Raw genomic sequence first — 18,605 nt, 5'->3', positions numbered from 1 at the left:
CACCTAACCACTGATCAGACGTGCGGCGAACCGCGATGTTCAGGCAGTGCCGAAGACCTCGTCGTACTCCAGCCGGGGAAGGCGGCCCATCCAGGCGTCCGGGCCTGGCTTGCCGATGTTGATGACGCACAGCGGTGCGTGCCTGCCGTCGGGGAAGAACTCCCGGGCGATGGCGTCGGCGTCGAATCCGACCATCGGGCCTGCCGCGAGACCCGCGGCCCGGATTCCGATGATCAGGTACGCCAGCTGCAACGCCGCGTTGAACGTGGCCGACTTCTCGCGCACCGCCGGGTCGGCGAAGACGTTCTGCGGGTTCTCCATGAAGGGAACCAGTTTGGGCAGCTCGTCGTGGAAATCGAGGTCGGCCCCGAGCACGACTGCCAGTGGCGCCTGCGCGGTCTTGTCCTTGTTGCGATCTGTCATGGCCTCGACCAGGCGTGACCTCGCCTGGTAGGAGCGCACGAGGACGCCGCGAAGGGGTTGCTGGTTCATGGAGGTCGGCCCGAATTTCACGAGTTCGTAGATGGCGCGGAACTGTTCGTCGGTCACCGGCTCGTCGGTGAAGGTGTTGGCCGTGCGGGCGGTGCGGAACAACAAGTCCTGCGCTTCCGCGTCCAGTGCCAGCTGCTCGGTCGATACCGTCGCCGCCATGAAACCCTCCAGGGTGAGTTGATTAGACTAGTCGGTCCAGTCCAGTAAATAGTAGATAGACTGACTCGTCCACCCGTACTGTTGGTGACGCGGGTCACTCACCACGAAAGGCGCAGACGGACATGTCGACATCGGCCATACGCTCGAGTGGATCCGGTGGCCGCCCACCCGGCGGCGACCCGGGTAAACGTCGAGCAATCCTCGATGCCGCGATCGATACGTTCCTGCGAGACGGCTACGAGCGGGCGACCCTCGACGTGATCGCCGAACGGGCCGGCGTGGCGAAGCAAACCGCCTACAACCACTTCGGTGACAAACAGACCCTGTTCCTGGCCGCCGTGGACGACGAACGCAGCCGTGTCGCCGCGAACTTCGGCACAGACATCACCGGCGCGGATCAGGCCGACGATCTCGATGCCATCACCGCTCTCGTCGAGATCGGCCACCTCGTCCTGCGCGTCCTGCTCGACGAGCGCGCCTCCGCGCTGCGCCGCTTGGTCATCAGCGAGGTCGCCCGCATCCCGTCGCTGCGCCCTGCCTGCGCGGACGGCGAACCGAAACAGCTCGTCACGCAGATCGCCGACCTGCTGCGTCGCCGCAGTGAACGCGGTGAGCTCGACGTCGACGATTCGTCGACCGCCGCCCGGCAGTTCGTCTCACTGCTCGTCCAACAGGGTCTGCACGCCTCGATGTACGGCACGATCCCACTGCGTGCCGCCGACGCCGCAACGATCTGCACCGAGGCCGCCCACCTCGTCGTCCGCGCCTACCGCCCGGTCGCGGATCCCAACTGATGGACCGTGACTTTTGTCGAGATCGCGGTCCCGGTTGTGCGGAATGCAGGCAAAGGGCTTGTGTCACTTGCCATTGAGGTGCGCAGGGGATTCGATCCCCGGAGCGATCGGGAATGGGCGCGGCATCGCTGTGCGAGAGGCTACAGCGCCTAGGATGGATCCTGCCCCCGCGACGTGGCGGCGGCGCGTGGGTGCACGGGGAAGGCTCGCCTCGACCGGTCAACCGGTCGAGGCGAGCCGCACCGCCTTGCGAACGCCGAGGGCGTCAGTGATTACTGCGCGATCGCTGATCATGGGGAGGTCGGAGGGAATCCATCCGATCAGAGAGACAGCATGACAGCGACCATCGCCGTTTGCCCGAGCAGCTGAGCTATCGGATCGTCGATTGTTGTGCCCATTTTCCCATGGGACTCCGGTCCACCGACACGTTCTGATCTGACACTGGACAAGAATCCCATCGTCGTGGCACTTCGCGCCGACCGGAGGTGTTGAGGGCGGTCGTGGACATGCCTTCGGCGGCTTCTTCCAGCCCGGCGCGCTGCGTATTCTGGTCGGATGATCTCCGCAGGTATCGCGGCGATCGAATTCCTTGTGAGCGGAGGGTAATTCGTGAGCAGCGCGCAGGTCGGGTCGTCGCGAGGGGTGGGCGAACAGGAGATCCTGGATCGGGTGGCCGAACTGGCGGTGGGGTTTGCCGCCGACGCGGCCGGCTATGACGAGCGGGCCGAGATTCCGGTCGCCGAGCTGACCGCACTGCACGATGCCGGGGTTGATCGGGCGGTGCTGCCTCGGCGGCTGGGTGGGCTCGGATCGAGCTATCAGTCGTTCGGGGCAGTGGTCCGGATTCTGGCGAAGGCCGATCCGTCCATCGCGACGATCTGGGTGATGCACGCTGGTGCGGGCGTCGCACTGGCCGAGTTGACCGGGGATTCGGCGGGGTCGTTCTTCGCCGAGGAGTTCCTCGCGGGTAAACGGTTCGCCAACGCGTTGTCCGAGCCGGGCAGCGGGAACCGGTTTCTGCAACCACAGCAGGTGGCCGAACCCGTGGTGGGCGGCTGGTCGCTCACCGGCGCGAAACGGTTCGTCTCCGGTAGCGAGATCGCGGACTACCTGTTGGTGAACGCGCTGGTTTCGGGGGCACCGACGTTCTTCGGGGTGATACCGGACGAGTCCGTATCGATCATTCCGATCTGGGACACCCTCGGTTTGCGCGCGACCCGCAGTCAACTGCTGGCCTTCGACAACACCGTGTTGCGCGCCGAATACCGTGGTCGTGCACCGGGACCGGGTGATTTCGCGGTGATCCCGGCCGGGTTGCCCGCTATCTCCCTCGGCATCGCCGACGCGGCGCTCGCCGCGTTGGTCGCGCACGCCCGGTCGCGGATGATCCTGGGCAATCCGCTGGCCGAGCAACAGTGGGTGCAGCACGAGGTCGCCGACGTACAGGTACGCCTCGCCGCCGCCCACGCCCTCTACGACCAGGGTCTGCGCGAGGCCGACGGCGCGAGCCCCGCCTTCTTCTCCACCCTGTCGCGGGCGAAGTATCTCGCGAACAAGGTGGCAGTGGACGTCGCCCAGTTGGGTGTGCGCGTGGGTGGAGCATCGGGGTATCTGCGTCAGTCGCCGATTCAGCGGCACCTGCGCGACGCCGAGGCGGGGCAGCTCATGGCGTACTCGACCGAGGTGCTGGCCGGTGAGATCGGCCGGGAGGTGCTCGGCGCCGATGTGCCGCCGCCGAGCTCTTGATCACCTCGGTCGAGATCGGTTGTCTTCCAATACTTCAGGTGCCACAGCCGTCGTCGGACGTGGAGCTACCGGAGTCACTATCCGGCCATGGCGTCCTTGCGCCGCGCGGCGCGGTAGGCGGCCGGGGTGACCCCGTACTTGGCGCGGAATGCTCGGGAGAGTTGATCGACCGTGCGGAAACCGCAGCTGTCGGCAATGTCGCGCAGGCCACGGGTGTCATCGCTGAGCGCGCTCGCCGCGGCAGCCAGCCTGCGGGTGCGGATGAGCCGCCCCACGGACAGGCCCTGGAGTTCGAACGCCCGGAACAGGGTCCGCCTGCTCACGTGCAGCCGGACCGCGACCGCATCGGGATTCACCGCCGGGTCCGCGAAATTCCGGTCGATGAAGTCGGCCGCGCGGCGACGCAGCACATCCTCGGTTGTCAGCTCCCTCGTCGCATCCGTGAGATCGCGTTCGAGCAGCGCGACTATCGCCGCCCGGAACAAGATCTCGTCGATGCGAGCCACAATTCGCAGATGGTCGGGACTTGTTGCACCACAGGCGATATCACGGCCGAACATCAAGGCAGACACCGCCGCGCGCGACAGCGGCCAGGACCAGCCGCCTGCCGCGGCCGCGTCCAGTCCCCACGCGGTCAGCGAATCGACCGGTAGGTAGAGGTACAGCACATCGGTGGCCGGAGCCTCGCAGCGCGCGAGGGTCGACCGGAACGGGCTGTCGAGGCACACCGCGAAAGCCTCACCGGCCACCGCGGTCGATCGGTGGCCCCGTTGCTCGAGCGTGGCCCGCCCGGCCAGCACCAAACCCAGTTGCAGGTATTGGCTGTAGTGGTCGTCGCCGACGCCGGCGCCGCGCTCGGCGGTGATGTCCGAGGATCGCAGCCGGGCGACCAGCACCGACCCGGTGCTCGAGGTCCACAGCGTGGCAGCGAAATCCTCCCGGGCGCGCAGGCGGCAGCCGAACGCCACCCGCTGCAAATCGGGCGTCCCGCGGAGGGCCACACCCTGGTCGGCGGCGGGGCCCGGTCGCTCCAAGGGACACACAGTTGCCGGTCGAATCAATTCGCTCGCCGATTGCCCCAATTCGAACAAAACGGACTTCTCTGGCGCTGGGACCCTCGGAAAGGCCTCCGTTCGGTCGGAGTGCTGCTCGCCGCGCTCGGTTCGCCCTCCGGTCTCGATCCTGTGCGCGTCCGCCTCGCTGTGCATATTCCACCTCCGCGCTGGGGGTGCGCGGTCGCCGGAAACGGGTAGGACGCGGATCCGTCACCGGTTGCCTGCACCTGTCGACAATGGGAGTTGCTCTCGAAAAACCAAGGATAACAGCGCAATTCGATGACATAGTACGGTCTATCGGATCTGGGTGTCACCTCGTGGACGACACTCGCATTCCGTGCCAGGTTCGCCGGGATGTCGTGCCAGGACGGTTTGCGCGGGCCGTGCTCTCGACTGCCTCGAAGGCGGTTCCCGCCTGCCGATTTCGGTCATCCGGTAGCCATCGGGGGCGCTCGTCGATGGTTTGCCTGGTTATTGCGGCACTCCTGCCTGCGGCCTAACCTCGACACCGTTGGCTCCCTTGCTATTCCGCGTTCAACGGTCGCAGGATTCCTCATCGTGTCCTCCCTGCTCGCGCGCATTCCTCGCCCACCTCGACGACAAAGGACTACTGAGACATGCTGTGGGAAGCACTGCTGTGGGTGATCGTCGCCGCAGGACTGGCCGGAACCGCCGCCTACCTGCTGCGCAGGCGCGGCAAGGGGCGCGACGGAGAGGCCACCAACGAGTCGGTGGGGCAGGTGTTCACGCTCGTCGGCGGACTGCAGGTGGTGCTCGCGTCGTTCCTGCTCATCGGCGTGCTCGACACCAACGCCGGTGCGGCGAAGGCGGCATCGGACGAGGCAGACCGGCTGCTCGCCTTGCAGTGGGCGGGCGACGCGTTGTCCGAGCCGGCCCGCAGCACCGTCACCAGGGCTGTTCACTCCTATACCGGCCAGGTGATCGAGGTCGAATGGCCAGCCATGAGCTCCGGTGGGAGTGTCGATGACAGGGCGTGGAACCAGTTGTCGGCGGTGCGCACCAGCATTGCGGCCAGTCCTGCCGCCGACGAATGGCAACGTTCGCGTCAGATCGCGGCAGCCGATCGGCTGTGGGAGGTCTACGAGGCAAGGCAAGCCAGGATCGAGGCCGCGGGCAGCGCGCTGTCGCCGATGATGTGGCTGGCGCTGGCACTCGGCGCGATTCTGTCGGTGGGTTTGTCACTGCTGTTCTCGGGCACCAGCGCGCGCATTCACATCGTGGTGGTGGCCAGCTTCGCGGCGGTGGTGACGTTCATGATCTTCACCATCTTCGAGCTACAGAACCCCTATGGCAGGGCGGCGGCTGTCGCGCCGACGGCCTTCGATGCCGTGCTGGTGCAACTGAGGTGAAAAAGACTGTGCGGAGAGGGATCTGGGCTGCCGCACTGGCGGGGGTGGGCCTGTTCGCGCCCGTATCGGTCGGTGCGGTTCCAGGTCCGGTATCACCGTCGATCGAGCCACCGAGCGTCGTCGTACCGCGAAACACGCCGCGAATCGGGACGTTGACCACCGCCCCACCGGAACCCGCGGAGACGCTACGCGTACCGCCGCCTCTCGCGACGACCGGCCAGCTTCCTCGGTCGGTGCCGCGGTACGAGGAACCGGAGGTCACCCGGCGGCCGTTCGTGGAACCCAGGCTCCCCGGTCAGGGCGACCGGCCCGATCTACCGGAGACCACCACGCCGAGAAGGCCGTTCGAGAAGCCGGCCGTTCCTTCGTTCGAGCGGCCGACTGTTCAGGTGCCGGTACCGCCTCGCGGTGGTCTGGAATTGCCCGCTCCGGCCCGCCCGTTCGATGGACGGGAAGCACCGGTTCCGCATGCCCCGCGTCCGCTCCCGTTGCCTGCTCCGGCACCTCCGCCGTTCCCGTTACCTGCTCCCGCGCCGCCGAAGCCGCTGCCTGTACCACCGCCACCTCCCTCGGTCCCGGCCCCGCAGCCGACTGTGCCGCCTGTCCCTGAACCGTCACCTCCACCGGAACCTCCTCCGCCACCGCCTAGCGTGTCGGTCAGCCCCGCACCGGCCCCGATTCCGTCACCCGTGGAACCGCCGCCGAGTCCACCCGTCCCGGTCCCCACGCCGGTGAGGTTTGTCTCGCCGCCCGAGAAGGAGCCGGAGGCGGTGGTTGCCCAGCCGGTGGCGGTCGAACAGCGACGCTGGGCGCTCACCGCCCTGCTGCTGGTCATCGGAAGCGCGGGTGCGGGGAGGGCGGCGATGAGGCGCTCATGAGTCACTGAAGTAGACATGCAGCGTCCTCGTGGCAATGCCACGAGGGCCGATCGAACCTGGCTACGGGCCCGCGCGAGAATCGTGAAGGAGCTATGAATTCACTTCGCGCACAACGGATTTCGAGTCATTTTGCTCCGTAGATCGCGCACGATCCGCTACAGTCGCTTCTGCCACAATCGATAGCCGGTGGATAACTGATTCGTTCACTCCCCGTGGTGTGTCATCTCGTTTCTCCCATGTCTCTCGAAGCAGGAAGAACTCATGACTGAACTGGCTGAACCATTCTCTGGAACCATCGCCGCCGCCCAGCTGAGCCTCAGCACCGTCGCCGCGCGCAACCTCGCAACCACCACCAAATCCGTGCCGCAGATGCAAGGCATCACCTCGCGGTGGCTGCTGAAACTGCTGCCCTGGGTGCAGGCCGACGGTGGTGTGTACCGGGTCAACCGCCGCCTCACCTACACCGTCGGCGACGGTCTGATCACCTGCTACGACACCGCGGGCCAGGCGCGGGTCCTCGCACCCGACCTGCGTGAACTGCGCTATCTGCGTGACTACACCGACGATGCCGCCCTGCAGATGGTGGCGGACTCCTTCGTCGAACGCCAGTACGCGCCCGGCGACATCATCGCCGAAGCGGGCCGACCGGCCGAAGAGCTGGTGGTCCTCGCCCACGGCAAGGCCGACAAGCTCGGCACTGGCGCCTACGGGGAGTCGACCGTCCTCGAGATCATGACCGACGGCCGGTTCATCGGTGAACGAATCCTCGGCGCCGACGCGCAGCCATGGGACTTCACCGTCAAAGCGGTGACCGCGTGTACCTGCCTGGTCCTCACCGACCGTGCGCTGGCCGAGGTCAGCGCACGGATCGAAGGATTGCGCGAACACGTGCGGGCGGCCCAGCTCGACGGCGCCGTCACCGACGAGCGGGCCAACCCCTACGGCGAGAGTTCGATCGAGCTCGCCTCCGGTCACGAGGGCGAACCGCAGTTGCAGGGCACCTTCGTCGACTACGACCTGTCCCCGCGTGAATACGAGTTGAGCATCGCCCAGACCGTGCTGCGGGTCCACAGCCGCGTCGCCGACCTCTACAACAAGCCGATGGACCAGATCGAACAGCAGCTGCGGCTGACCATCGAAGCCCTGCGCGAGCGGCAGGAAGACGAGATGGTCAACAACCGAGACTTCGGACTGCTGCACAATGCCGCACCGCAGCAGCGGATCAGTACTCGCACCGGAGCTCCGACACCGGACGACATGGACGAATTGCTCGCCCTGGTCTGGAAGGAGCCCGCGTTCTTCCTGGCCAATCCGAAGGCCATCGCCGCCTTCGGCGCCGAATGCAGCCGCCGCGGTATCTATCCGACGAGCACCGAGCTGAACGGTCATCGGGTGCCCTCGTGGCGCGGGGTACCGATCCTGCCGTGCAACAAGATCGGCACCTCGGCCGGCCGTACCACCTCGATCATGCTGATGCGCACCGGTGAATCGTCACAGGGCGTGATCGGCTTGCGCCAGACCGGAATTCCCGACGAGTACGAGCCCGGACTGAACGTGCGCTTCATGGGCATCGACGACAAAGCGATCATCTCCTACCTGGTCAGCACCTACTACTCGGGTGCGGTGCTGGTGCCCGATGCCCTCGCGATCCTCGAGAACGTGCAGCTCGGCGCCGAGGGCTGACATCGTGCAGCCCTTCGAGCTGCCCGAGTTCTACGTCGCTCATCCCGCGCGGCTGAACGCGCACGTGGAACAAGCACGGGCACATACCAAACAGTGGGCCTACGAGATGGGAATGCTCGGCGACACCGTCGGTGGCGATGTGGTGTGGGACGAGCCGAGTTTCGACGGCATGGACTACGCCGGTCTGTGCGCCTACACGCATCCAGAAGCCGGCGCACCGGTGCTCGACACCGTCACCGACTGGTACACCTGGGTCTTCTATTTCGACGACCACTTCCTCGACGCGTTCAAACGCACCGGTGACATGGACGGTGCACGGCGGTATCTCGACCGTCTGGCCACGTTCATGCCGCCCGACGGTGCCGCGATGCCCGAGCCGACCAACCCCGACGAACGCGGTCTCGCCGACCTCTGGACCCGGACGGTGTCGTCGATGTCGGAATGCTGGCGCGAACGGTTCCGCGAAAGCACCCGGAACCTGCTGCTGGACTGTGTCTGGGAGATCGGCAATATCAATACCGCCCGGATTCCCAATCCCATCGACTACATCGAGATGCGTCGCAGGGTCGGCGGCGCACCGTGGTCGGCCGATCTGGTGGAGTACGCCCGCGGCGTCGAAATTCCCGAAGCCATCGTCGGCACCCGGCCGATGCGCGTGCTCAAGGACACGTTCTCCGACGCGGTGCACTTACGCAACGACATCTTCTCGTATCAGCGCGAGACCGAGGAAGAAGGCGAGGTGAACAACGGAGTCCTGGTGGTAGAGCGGTTCTTCGACTGTTCGCCACAGCAGGCCGCCGACATCGTCAACGACCAGCTCACCTCGCGGATCCACCAGTTCGAGAACACCGTGCTCACCGAGCTGCCGCTGCTGTTCGACGAGCACGGGCTGGACGCGGTGCAGTGCGCGGCGGCGCTGTCGTACGCGCACGGTCTGCAGGACTGGCAGTCCGGTGGCCACGAATGGCACCTGCGGTCCAATCGGTACATGAACGGCTCCGCGGCGACGGGACCGATGTCGTTCGGTCCCGCGGGAATCGGCACCGAACTGGCCAGACCCGGGTTCTGGAAAGGTCTCGCCGGGCCGGGCGGCGCGCGCAGCCACACCCGGACTCCGTTGCGCCGCACCGGGCAATTGCCGCTGCCGGACTTCGACGTGCCGTTCGAGTTGAGTCTGTCACCGCACCTGCCCGTGGCACGCGCGGCCAGTATCGACTGGGCGCAACAGGTCGGATTCCACGATCCGCTGCCCGAGCTCGGTGGGCGGCAGCTGTGGACTCGCGAGGATACGGCCGGATTCGATTTCGCGCTGTGCTCAGCCGGTTTGGACCCTGACGCCGATGTCGACGTGCTCACGCTGTCGGCCGAATGGCTCACCTGGGGGACCTGGGGCGACGACTATTTTCCTACTGTCTTCCCACCCACCCAGGGCGCCGCCGCGATGGCCGGCGCGAAAGCCTGCAACGCCAGACTGTCGACGTTCATGCCGCTGGACCTGAAACCTGTTGACACACCGGTCAATCCGCTGGAACGGTCGTTGGTGGACCTGTGGTCGCGCACGGCGGGGCCGATGTCGCCGACGGCTCGGCGCACCTTCCGGCAAGCGGTGGAATCCATGACCGAAAGCTGGTTGTGGGAGCTGGCCAACCACATCCAGCATCGCGTCCCCGATCCCGTCGACTACCTGGAGATGCGCCGCCGCACCTTCGGCTCGGATCTGACGATCGCCCTGTCGAAGATCGCCCGCGGCGGCCTGATCCCCGATGCGGTGTTCGAATCCACCACCATGCGCGGCATCGAACACGCCGCACAGGATTACGGCTGTTTGATCAACGACTTCTACTCCTACCAAAAGGAAATCGAATACGAATCCGAGCTGCACAACGCGATCCTGGTGGTCGAGTCGTTCTTCGATTGCGACCGCGACGTCGCCGCCACCGTCGTCGATGACCTGATGCGGGCCAGAATGCGGCAGTTCCAGCGACTCGTCGACGACGAATTGCCCGTCCTGTTCGAACACCACCGGCTCGACGACACCGCTCGCGCGGCGCTGACCAGCTACATCGACGAACTGCGTGATTGGATCGCGGGCATCCTGCACTGGCATCGCGGCACCAGCCGCTACCGCCCCGAGAACTTGCGCCGCCCGGTCGGCCAGCAACCGCGAACCGCCGCCCGCCCGGTCCACACGTGGGGACCCTCGGGCATCGGCACCGCCGCCGCCCGGGTTCGACCCCGAGTCGGATCCGTCGCCACCCATGCCACCTCGCCGGGAAGGACCTCCTTGTGACCAGCACCGCCCAGAACCCACCGACAGCGCTCGGTGTCGCCGCCGCCCGCACACTGTCGACCACCACCAAATCTGTTCCGCAGATGCAGGGGATCACGCCCCGCTGGCTGCTGCGCATGCTGCCCTGGGTCGAGGTCGACGGCGGAACCTACCGGGTCAACCGGCGCCTGACCTACACCGTCGGGGACGGCTACGTCACCTGCACGCTGGCCAACGGCCGGTACCAGGTGGTCCCCGCCGAACTGCGCGAATTGCGAGCGCTGCGCGATTTCGACGACGACGACACATTGCGCGAGATCGCCCACCTGTTCACCCAGCAGGAGTTCGCGGCGGGGGAGACGATCTGCGAGTTCGGCAACGAAATCGACGCGGCCTATGTGCTCGCCCACGGCCGGGTCGTGCTCTCCGGCCCCGGCGACTACGGTCAGCAGGTACAGCTGGACGTGCTCGACGACGGCAGCCACCTCGGTGCCTCCACACTCCTTGGCGGGCAGGCTATTTGGGAGCACACGGCGACCGCGAACACCGCCTGCACGGTTCTGGCGTTGCCGCGCGCCGTGTTCGACGCCCTGTGCGCCCGTGAACCGCGCCTCGCCGCCCATGTCGCCGGCCTCGGCGCCGCGGTCGCCGCCGAACGAAGCGGTGCCGACAAATACGGTCAGGCGGCGATCGGACTGCTGTCGGGCCAGCAGGGTGAGCCGACGCTGCCCGGGACCTACGTCGACTACGACCAGCAACCACGCGAACTCGAGCTCAGCATCGCGCAACTGCTGCTGCGCGTGCACACCCGGGTCACCGACCTCTACAACAAGCCGATGAACCAGCTCGACCAGCAGCTGCGCCTGTCGATCGCGGCGTTGCGGGAACGCCAGGAACGCGACCTGCTGACCCACCACGACTACGGTCTGCTGCACAACGTCGACCCGAGTCAGCGGTTGTGTTCGGCCACCGGCCGCCCGACACCCGAGGACCTCGATCGCTTGCTGGCCCGCCGTCGCAAGACCGCGTTCTTCCTCGCCCACCCCCGCGTCATCGCCCAGTTCGGCCACGAATGCACAGCCCAGGGCGTCTATCCCGATCACACCGAAATCGAGGGAAGACGGGTGCACGCGTGGCGCAATGTGCCGCTGCTGCCCTCGGACAAGATCCCGATCTCACCGAGCGGAACCAGCACGATCTTGGCGATGCGGATCGGTGAATCGGATGACGGGGTGATCGGCCTGCGCCAGACCGGTCTGCCCGACGAAGTCGAGCCGGGCGTCAACGTCCGCTTCACCGGCATCGACGACCGCGCCATCGCCTCCTACCTCATCAGCGCCAATCATGCTGCGGCAGTGCTCGTTCCGGACGCGCTCGGCGCGCTGACCGAAGTGCAGGTGAATCGATGAGCACCCCGGATGTCGCGACCACGCCGATCCCGGTGCCCACACCCGCTGTTGCGCACAGCTCGCGCACGGCCGCCGACGTCCTCGATCAATGTCGGGAGACCTGCGCGGCCACCCTGCATGCCACCGTGCAGATGATGCCTGCCACGGTCCGCACGATCGTGGGCTACCACTTCGGCTGGTGGGACAAGACCGGGCGACCGGAACGTCACGACGGCGGCAAGGCCATTCGCCCCGCCCTGGTTCTCTCGGCCGCGCGGTTGACCGGCGGCGACGTGGGAGATGCCGTGCGCGCTGCCGTCGCGGTCGAACTGGTGCACAACTTCTCGTTGCTGCACGACGACGTGATGGACCGAGACACCACCCGACGGCACCGGCCGACGGCGTGGACCGCGTTCGGGATCGGGCCTGCCATCCTCGCCGGCGACGCGCTGGTGGCCCAGGCGTATTCCCTGCTCGCCGCGGAGCCGGACACACCGATCGTCGAAGCGACGAATCTGATGAGCCGCTCGGTGCTGCACCTCGTCGAGGGGCAGTGCGCGGACCTGGGATTCGAGCGGCGCACCGATGTCGAGCTCGAGGAGTGCTTCACCATGGTCGACCAGAAGACCGGGGCGCTGTTCGGGTGTTCGGCCGCACTCGGGGGCCTGTTCGGAAACGCGGACTCCGGTGAGCTGTTGCGGCTGCAAGACTTCGGCAGGCGCTTGGGCCGTGCCTTCCAGCACACCGACGACCTGCTCGGCATCTGGGGCGACCCCAGCGTCACCGGCAAATCGGTGTTCTCCGACCTGCGCAGCCGCAAGAAGTCGTTGCCGGTGGTGTTCGCACTGCGCTCGAACACCCCGGAAGCGGGCGCCCTCGCCGACCTCTATCTCCGTGAGAAGCCGCTCGACGACGCCGAATTGGTCCGTGCCGCCGAGCTGGTCGAAGCCGCAGGCGGGCGGGAATGGAGTCGGCTGCAGGCCAGGCAACTGTACGAGGAAGCCATGTCGACGATCAGCGAGGTCGGGGCGAACGCCGAAGCCCTGGCCGACCTGGACTTGCTCGCGGCGCTGGCCGCGAACCGAGACTGCTGAAGCCGAGCGCTTCGCATGCCACCGCCCGATCGCGGCCACGGTTCCGATCGGGCCGTGGCCGGTCGGGCGGCGGCTGGTTCGGCATTCCACGGCGGAGTAGCCGCGCCCTCCGGATCATGTCGGGTAGATTTTCAGGCTTCACCGTAGAGCTGACGGAAGTCGTCGAGGGTGCCTGTGTAGTACTCGTAGTCGTCGACGAGCTGTGCCCGGGTGATCCCGTCGGGCTGCTCGCGCGCGAACTGTGCGCCGAGCTCGGACCAGAATGCTTTCTCCGGCAGTCTGTCCGCGTTCTCGGGCAAGAATTTCATCGCTTCACCGACCGCCTCGGCCGCGAACTGCCAATTCAGCTCAACAGACGCGCGGTCCTGACCGGGCCGGGCGGAGTAGGCCATGTCCGCCTCGAGTGCGCGGCGCGCAAAAGTTTGGGAAATCATGATCCACTGGCCGGCGTCGATGAGCTGAGAAACGCCGAGGCCGTACACGACCCCCAGTCTGCGGCTGACGTCCTCGGACTGGTAGCGCACGGCAACATCACCGAGCTGCGAGTGGACCGTCCACGCTTCCGTTCCTTCGGTCAGCGAAGTTTCGGGTGGGCTGTGCCGGGCCGCATCGGATGCGGCGACAAGGCTCAGGTAGGTGGTCGCCTCGGCCAGCGTCCTCGCTGTCAGCATCACGCCGCTCCCGTACCCGGCAGCCGTCACTCCGCTGGACGGCCAAGTCTTTCACCCCTCGGCCATCCCAGTCATCGGTAGCACCTGCCATTCGAAGGTGTTGGTACACGACTATTTTGGCACCAAGTCCGCCAGACCCGGGGCGGATTGCACGACTGACGCCCGCTTCTTGCCGAGGCTGAGGTCTTCCGCGAGATCTTCTTCGTCGACGGGTCGAGTCAGCAGCTAGTCGGTGAAGGTCCCTGTGGCGGGGCTGAATTCGCGTTCAACGTTCCAGCCACACGAATTCCGCACATTCTCACCGCGGAACCGCCACGCGGGCGCGATACCTTGTCGTCGTGCTCCTGGCGAAGTCCCCTCCTGCGGTTGCGCCCACATGCGCCGCATTCCTGATGTTGACGGCGATCATGGTCAGCTTGCATCGGGGTTGGGTGATGACGGAATTGTGGCTGCTGGCGCTACCCGTGCTCGGGATGGCGTGGTTGACGGTGATCGCGCTGTTCGCGGTCGCGATGGCCCGTGCCCGCGAGCTGACACAGCGATGGCCGCTGGCGATCACCGCCGCGATGGCCGTGGTGGGCATCGGAGCGCCAGTTCTTTTCGTCGCCTGTCCTGAGGTCGGGGCGCGGACCCGATTCTGGCTCGAGCGACCGGCGTTCACAGCGGTGGCAGCATTGGAGACTCCGGACGATGACGGCTACTACGGCAGTCCCTTGCCGGGGCACCTGTGCTTTGTGTCGGCGAATTGCAAAGTGGCGACTGTCAATACCCTCGGGGGACCTCCGGTGCGGTTCGTGCCCGATTACCTGGGAAGCCCCGACGGCGCCGTCGGTTACGCGCACTTCACCGAATCGCCTGGTCCTGAACCGTATGACGGTTTCGGCGATCCGATCTGTCCGACAATGGAACTGGGCGGTGGATGGTGGTGGCTCGGCGGCTGTCGGTAGATCGACGGCCTCGTCCTCGGTCGGCCGATCAGGCCGCCACGACGTCGGCGGCGCCGTTGAGCCGGGCGTAGCGTCCGCCGTCGTCGACGAGGGTCCGGTGGTCGCCGAGTTCGGCGACCCGGCCATGGTGCAGGACAGCGATCTGGTCGGCATCGCGGATGGTGCTCAGCCGGTGCGCGATCGTGATGACCGTGCGGCCCTGGGCGACCACGTCGATGGCGGCCTGCACCGCACGCTCGGTCTCGTTGTCGAGGGCGCTCGTCGCCTCGTCGAGTACCAGCACACGCGGGTCGCGCAACAGGGTGCGCGCCAGCGCGATCCGCTGCTTCTCACCGCCGGAGAACCGATGACCGCGCGACCCGACCACAGTGTCGTAGCCCTGGGGCAGTGAGGCGATCAGCTCGTGGATCTGGGCGGCACGGGCCGCGCGCTCGATCTCCGCATCGGTCGCACCGGGCTTGGCATAGCGAAGGTTCTCACGAATGGTCGTATGCAGCAGGTACGACTCCTGCGACACCACGCCGACGATGCGAGCGAGGGTGCCGAGCTCCAGATCACGAACGTCGACGCCGTCGATGGTCACCCGGCCACCGGTCGCGTCGTGCAGTCGCGCGACGAGCGAAGCGAGGGTGGTCTTGCCGGAACCGGTCTCGCCGACCAGGGCGAGCGTCGACCCGGGAGGTACGACGAGCGAGACGCCATCGAGGACATCGGGGCCCGCGGCGTCGTAGCGGAAGCTGACATCGTCGAACCGGACTTCGCCCACGACATCGCGTGGGTCGAGGTCGACCGGCTGGGTGGGTTCATCGATCTCGACCGGAAGGTCGAGGTAGCCGAAGATCCGGCTGAACAACGCCATCGAGCTGGTGACTTCGACACCCACATTGAGCAGAGCCATCAGCGGCCTGAACAACCCTGCCTGCAACGTGGTGAAGGCGACCAGGGTGCCGATCGTCATGCCGCTGCTGGTCGCCGGAAGACCGGCGGCGAGGTAGAGCAGCGCCGGGATGGCCGCGAAGAGGATGCTCATAGTGGCCATCCGCCAGCGGCCCGCGAGCTGTGAGCGCACTTCGAGGCCGACCAGGTCATGCGAGGTCTGCTCGAACTGCGCGGACGCGAGAGGACCGGTGCCGAGGGTCTTGCCCAGCTGGACGCCGCTCACCGAGAGTCCTTCCTCGACCTGGCCGTGTAGATCGGCGAGGTGACGTTGGCGCTGGGCGGTGATGTCGCGACGCAGCAGCGCTACGCGCCGGGTCAGCCAGATCGCCGGTGGCAGCACCACCAGCGAAAGCAGCGACAACCGCCACGACAGCACGGCCATTGCGACGGCGGTGCCGACCACGGTGGTGACGTTGCTCGCGATGGCGGTCGCGGTGCTGGTGACCACGGACTGCATGCCGCCGACATCGTTGATCAGGCGCGACTGGACCTCACCACTACGGGTGCGGGTGAAGAATGCCAGCGACTGCCGCTGTAGGTGGCGGAACACGTCGGCACGCAGGACATGCATCACCTGCTGCCCGACCGTGGTGGAGATGAGTGTCTGGCCTACGCCGAGCACGGCGGTGAGCACGGTGACGGCGAGCATGCCGCCCACGGCCCAGAGCAGGAGTGGGACGTTCTGCTGGGGGAGCGCGTCATCGATCACCAGCCGCAGCAGGAACGGCGAGGCGAGGCCGATCGTCGAACCCGCCACGATCAGGACGGTCAGCAGGGTGAGCTGAAGCCGGTACGGCGCGAAGAGCGCGGCGATCCGGCGCAGGGACACGGGGGACTCGCGCAGTTGTGCGCGATCGGCCGGGTCGGGTCGGCGGGCGCGGCCGCCGCCGGCGGAGACTTTCACTTCCATCTGCAACCCCCTTGGGTTGTGTTTATGCTGAGGTTACCTCACTATCTGGTAAGGAAAACAAAGCGAGAGGCGGGTTTATGCCCGACAACGAGAGCGACCTCCTGATGCAGGTCGCCAGGACGCTCCGTCGGCGCTGGTCGGCGGCGTACGCGCCGATGGGTCTGACGCCACACCAGGCCCGCGCGCTCCGCGTGGCCGGCGAGCACGACGGTCTCCGGCTGTCGGCCATCGCGGACGCGTTGCGGATCAGCGCCCGGTCGGCCACGGAAGTGGTGGACGCGCTCGAGGAAGCTGATCTGGTCACGCGACGGCCCGACCCGACCGACCGCCGCGCGATTCTCGTGGCGGTGACCGCGCTGGGCAAGCGGACTCTCGCAACCTTGACTGCCGCCCGGACGAAGGACGCCGACGACTTCTTCGGACGACTCACCGACGATGAGCGCGCTTCGCTGCGCGACATTCTCGGCAAGCTCGTCTCCGAGGGTGAGGAGCAGATCCACCCGATCCGGCGCTGAGCGCGGAACATCGAGCGGTGTCGACCTACCGGTGATTTCATGTCGTCGTGACGGATGAGGGACTACCGACCCGTCAGCGGTCAGATGCCGGCGGGTTCGTGGGGCGGAAACAGCGCTGCAGTGCCGTGCGGAGCGCCTGTCGGTCCGAACTGTCCGGGCACGGGGATGCGGTTGCCCACGCGACGTAGCAGTCCGGGCGCAGGAGCAGGGCGGTGGGTGATCCGGGTTGGGGGCGTGCGGTGACGATGTCGAGTTGGTCGTGCCACTCGGGCAGCGTTTCCGCCAACCCCGTGTTCCCGGTCAGGTCGAGCAGCAGTGGCCGTGCGGTCCTGGTCAGCTCGGCCAGCCGGACGGTCCCGTTCGGGGTGGTCAGTTCCATGTCCGGCGCGAACCGGCCGATGAGCGGGTGGGTATCGGGTCCGCCCGTGTCGTAGCGGATGTCGGCGCCCGCGGTGAGGGCGGCGAGACGCTGCACGGTGTCCTGGTCGCGTAGTAGTTCGGTGAACAGTTCGCGCAGGGCGGTGACGTCGCTACCCGGGGCGATCAGCGCGGATTGTGCTTGGGCGTAGGTGACCATGCGGGAGGCGGCTTGCCGACGTTCGGCCTCGTAGCTGTCGAGTAGGTCGGTCGCGGCGTTGCCGCGGATGTCGGCGGCGAGTTTCCAGCCTAGGTTGGCCGCGTCCTGCAGGCCGAGATTGAGCCCAGGGCCGCCTCCTGCAGTGTAGATGTGGGCGGCGTCGCCGATCAGGAACACGCGGCGGTCTCGGAATCGGTCGGCGATTCGGGTGTTGCCACCGCTGAGCCGGCGCAGCACGTGCGGTTCCTGGCCGGAGGGCGCGCCGAGTGGGATGTCGGCGGCGAGTACACGGTCGACGCTGGCCCGAAGCTCGTCGAGGCTCATGGGAGCGTCGGTCTCGGGCTGGTCCCACTCGATGGTGCTGATGAGCGGCGAATGACCGGGGAACGGCGCGTAGGAGAAACCCCCGTGCTCGGTGCGCAGTGGCAGGAATGGTTGGGCGGTCCCGTAGCCGGGCACAGTCAGGACGCCGGTTGTGGGGTCCACCCAGTCGGCCGGGACGGTGGCGTGCGCCGCCCGGCTGGTCGCGCGGTCGTAGGTGACACCGGGGAATCCGATGCCGGACAGCGTGCGGGTGACGCTGTGCGCCCCGTCCGCGCCGACGAGATATCGGGCCCGCAGGCGGTAGGTTCCGTCCGGGCCCGCGACGTCTACGGTGACCATGTCGTCGTCTTGTGCCAGGCCGACGACCTCGTGTCCGCGCCGGATCGCCGCGCCGAGTTCGACAGCACGCTGTTCCAGGACCTGCGCGATGTGGTGCTGCGGCGCCGCCAGCCCGAAGACCGGGCTGTCGTCGAGCAGACTCAGGTCCAGGGCCATCGCGGCGAACATGAAGTAGGTGGAGTTCGGTTGCGGCGGCGCCGGGCTGCCGCTGAGCCGCTCGTACAGACCCCGCCGGTCGACCAGTTGCACGACCTGGCCGAGCAGCCCGTTGGCTTTCGGTTCCTCGCTCGGTTCGGGCAGTCGCTCCAGCACGATCGGCCGGATCCCGGCCAGGCTCAGCTCGCAGGCCAGCATCAGCCCGTTCGGGCCGGCTCCGCTGATCACAACATCGACGGTCATCGGTGACTTCTCCTTCATCGGGATGGAAAGACGCGCAGCTCGCGCTCGACTTCGTC

At 67.1% G+C, this 18,605-nt stretch carries 14 protein-coding genes; 9 read left to right on the top strand and 5 right to left on the bottom strand.

The features are described 5' to 3' along the window. Nucleotides 1-39: 39 nt before the first annotated feature. On the bottom strand, nt 40-651 hold the full coding sequence (locus tag ACWFRF_RS02030) for a malonic semialdehyde reductase (RefSeq protein ID WP_378989633.1): 612 nt from the start codon (nt 649-651) through the stop codon (nt 40-42). 122 nt (nt 652-773) lie between these two features. Between ACWFRF_RS02030 and ACWFRF_RS02025 the strand changes: the two genes are divergently transcribed. After that, a complete protein-coding gene (locus ACWFRF_RS02025; protein WP_452448521.1) occupies nt 774-1,445 on the top strand; it encodes a TetR/AcrR family transcriptional regulator in 672 nt (223 codons plus the stop codon). 609 nt (nt 1,446-2,054) lie between these two features. After that, on the top strand, nt 2,055-3,191 hold the full coding sequence (locus ACWFRF_RS02020) for an acyl-CoA dehydrogenase family protein (protein ID WP_452448520.1): 1,137 nt from the start codon (nt 2,055-2,057) through the stop codon (nt 3,189-3,191). 77 nt (nt 3,192-3,268) lie between these two features. Here ACWFRF_RS02020 and ACWFRF_RS02015 read toward each other — a convergent pair whose 3' ends face one another. Further along, nucleotides 3,269-4,225, bottom strand: coding sequence for a helix-turn-helix domain-containing protein (locus tag ACWFRF_RS02015; RefSeq protein WP_378989637.1), 957 nt, complete (start codon nt 4,223-4,225; stop codon nt 3,269-3,271). A 638-nt stretch (nt 4,226-4,863) separates the two neighbouring features. Between ACWFRF_RS02015 and ACWFRF_RS02010 the strand changes: the two genes are divergently transcribed. From ACWFRF_RS02010 to ACWFRF_RS01990, 5 genes are all read left to right on the top strand, one after another. Beyond that, on the top strand, nt 4,864-5,616 hold the full coding sequence (locus tag ACWFRF_RS02010; RefSeq protein WP_452448519.1) for a bestrophin-like domain: 753 nt from the start codon (nt 4,864-4,866) through the stop codon (nt 5,614-5,616). A 1,139-nt stretch (nt 5,617-6,755) separates the two neighbouring features. Continuing rightward, nucleotides 6,756-8,177 carry a family 2B encapsulin nanocompartment shell protein gene (locus ACWFRF_RS02005; protein WP_452448518.1) on the top strand — a complete coding sequence of 474 codons (1,422 nt, stop codon included), beginning with the start codon at nt 6,756-6,758 and terminating at the stop codon, nt 8,175-8,177. Nucleotides 8,178-8,181: 4 nt separating this feature from the next. After that, nucleotides 8,182-10,467 carry a terpene synthase family protein gene (locus ACWFRF_RS02000; protein ID WP_452448517.1) on the top strand — a complete coding sequence of 762 codons (2,286 nt, stop codon included), beginning with the start codon at nt 8,182-8,184 and terminating at the stop codon, nt 10,465-10,467. Further along, nucleotides 10,464-11,855 (top strand): family 2B encapsulin nanocompartment shell protein, encoded by a 1,392-nt coding sequence (locus ACWFRF_RS01995; protein WP_387446832.1) that lies wholly within the window; start codon nt 10,464-10,466, stop codon nt 11,853-11,855. The genes ACWFRF_RS02000 and ACWFRF_RS01995 overlap by 4 nt, the downstream gene beginning before the upstream one ends. Then, the gene (locus ACWFRF_RS01990; RefSeq protein ID WP_449960681.1) at nt 11,852-12,928 is read left to right on the top strand and encodes a family 2 encapsulin nanocompartment cargo protein polyprenyl transferase; all 1,077 of its coding nucleotides are present in this window, start codon (nt 11,852-11,854) and stop codon (nt 12,926-12,928) included. Before ACWFRF_RS01995 ends, ACWFRF_RS01990 begins: the two co-directional genes overlap by 4 nt. 131 nt (nt 12,929-13,059) lie before the next feature. Here ACWFRF_RS01990 and ACWFRF_RS01985 read toward each other — a convergent pair whose 3' ends face one another. Beyond that, nucleotides 13,060-13,599 (bottom strand): hypothetical protein, encoded by a 540-nt coding sequence (locus ACWFRF_RS01985; RefSeq protein ID WP_452448516.1) that lies wholly within the window; start codon nt 13,597-13,599, stop codon nt 13,060-13,062. 338 nt (nt 13,600-13,937) lie between these two features. On the opposite strand from ACWFRF_RS01985, the gene ACWFRF_RS01980 reads away from it, so the two are divergent. Next, nucleotides 13,938-14,546 carry a hypothetical protein gene (locus ACWFRF_RS01980; RefSeq protein WP_452448515.1) on the top strand — a complete coding sequence of 203 codons (609 nt, stop codon included), beginning with the start codon at nt 13,938-13,940 and terminating at the stop codon, nt 14,544-14,546. A gap of 28 nt (nt 14,547-14,574) precedes the next feature. On the opposite strand, the gene ACWFRF_RS01975 is transcribed toward ACWFRF_RS01980, so the two are convergent. Next, nucleotides 14,575-16,395, bottom strand: a complete 1,821-nt coding sequence (locus ACWFRF_RS01975; RefSeq protein WP_379315848.1) for an ABC transporter ATP-binding protein — start codon at nt 16,393-16,395, stop codon at nt 14,575-14,577. 77 nt (nt 16,396-16,472) lie between these two features. Between ACWFRF_RS01975 and ACWFRF_RS01970 the strand changes: the two genes are divergently transcribed. Further along, nucleotides 16,473-16,910: a MarR family winged helix-turn-helix transcriptional regulator gene (locus tag ACWFRF_RS01970; protein ID WP_452448514.1), complete on the top strand. Its 438-nt coding sequence runs from the start codon at nt 16,473-16,475 to the stop codon at nt 16,908-16,910. Nucleotides 16,911-16,983: 73 nt separating this feature from the next. On the opposite strand, the gene ACWFRF_RS01965 is transcribed toward ACWFRF_RS01970, so the two are convergent. After that, nucleotides 16,984-18,549, bottom strand: a complete 1,566-nt coding sequence (locus ACWFRF_RS01965; RefSeq protein WP_452448513.1) for an FAD-dependent monooxygenase — start codon at nt 18,547-18,549, stop codon at nt 16,984-16,986. Between the last annotated feature and the right edge of the window lie 56 nt (nt 18,550-18,605).

It is taken from the genome of Nocardia sp. NPDC055165, assembly GCF_053606985.1.
This window is presented reverse-complemented; position numbering and strand designations above follow the sequence as displayed.

Bases quoted from the DNA above. Each gene is read 5' to 3' on its own strand.
- ACWFRF_RS02030 (WP_378989633.1), bottom strand. From the start codon at position 651: ATGGCGGCGACGGTATCGACCGAGCAGCTGGCACTGGACGCGGAAGCG.
- ACWFRF_RS02025 (WP_452448521.1), top strand. From the start codon at position 774: ATGTCGACATCGGCCATACGCTCGAGTGGATCCGGTGGCCGCCCACCC.
- ACWFRF_RS02010 (WP_452448519.1), top strand. From the start codon at position 4,864: ATGCTGTGGGAAGCACTGCTGTGGGTGATCGTCGCCGCAGGACTGGCC.
- ACWFRF_RS02005 (WP_452448518.1), top strand. From the start codon at position 6,756: ATGACTGAACTGGCTGAACCATTCTCTGGAACCATCGCCGCCGCCCAG.
- ACWFRF_RS01990 (WP_449960681.1), top strand. From the start codon at position 11,852: ATGAGCACCCCGGATGTCGCGACCACGCCGATCCCGGTGCCCACACCC.
- ACWFRF_RS01985 (WP_452448516.1), bottom strand. From the start codon at position 13,599: ATGCTGACAGCGAGGACGCTGGCCGAGGCGACCACCTACCTGAGCCTT.
- ACWFRF_RS01975 (WP_379315848.1), bottom strand. From the start codon at position 16,395: ATGGAAGTGAAAGTCTCCGCCGGCGGCGGCCGCGCCCGCCGACCCGAC.
- ACWFRF_RS01970 (WP_452448514.1), top strand. From the start codon at position 16,473: ATGCCCGACAACGAGAGCGACCTCCTGATGCAGGTCGCCAGGACGCTC.
- ACWFRF_RS01965 (WP_452448513.1), bottom strand. From the start codon at position 18,549: ATGACCGTCGATGTTGTGATCAGCGGAGCCGGCCCGAACGGGCTGATG.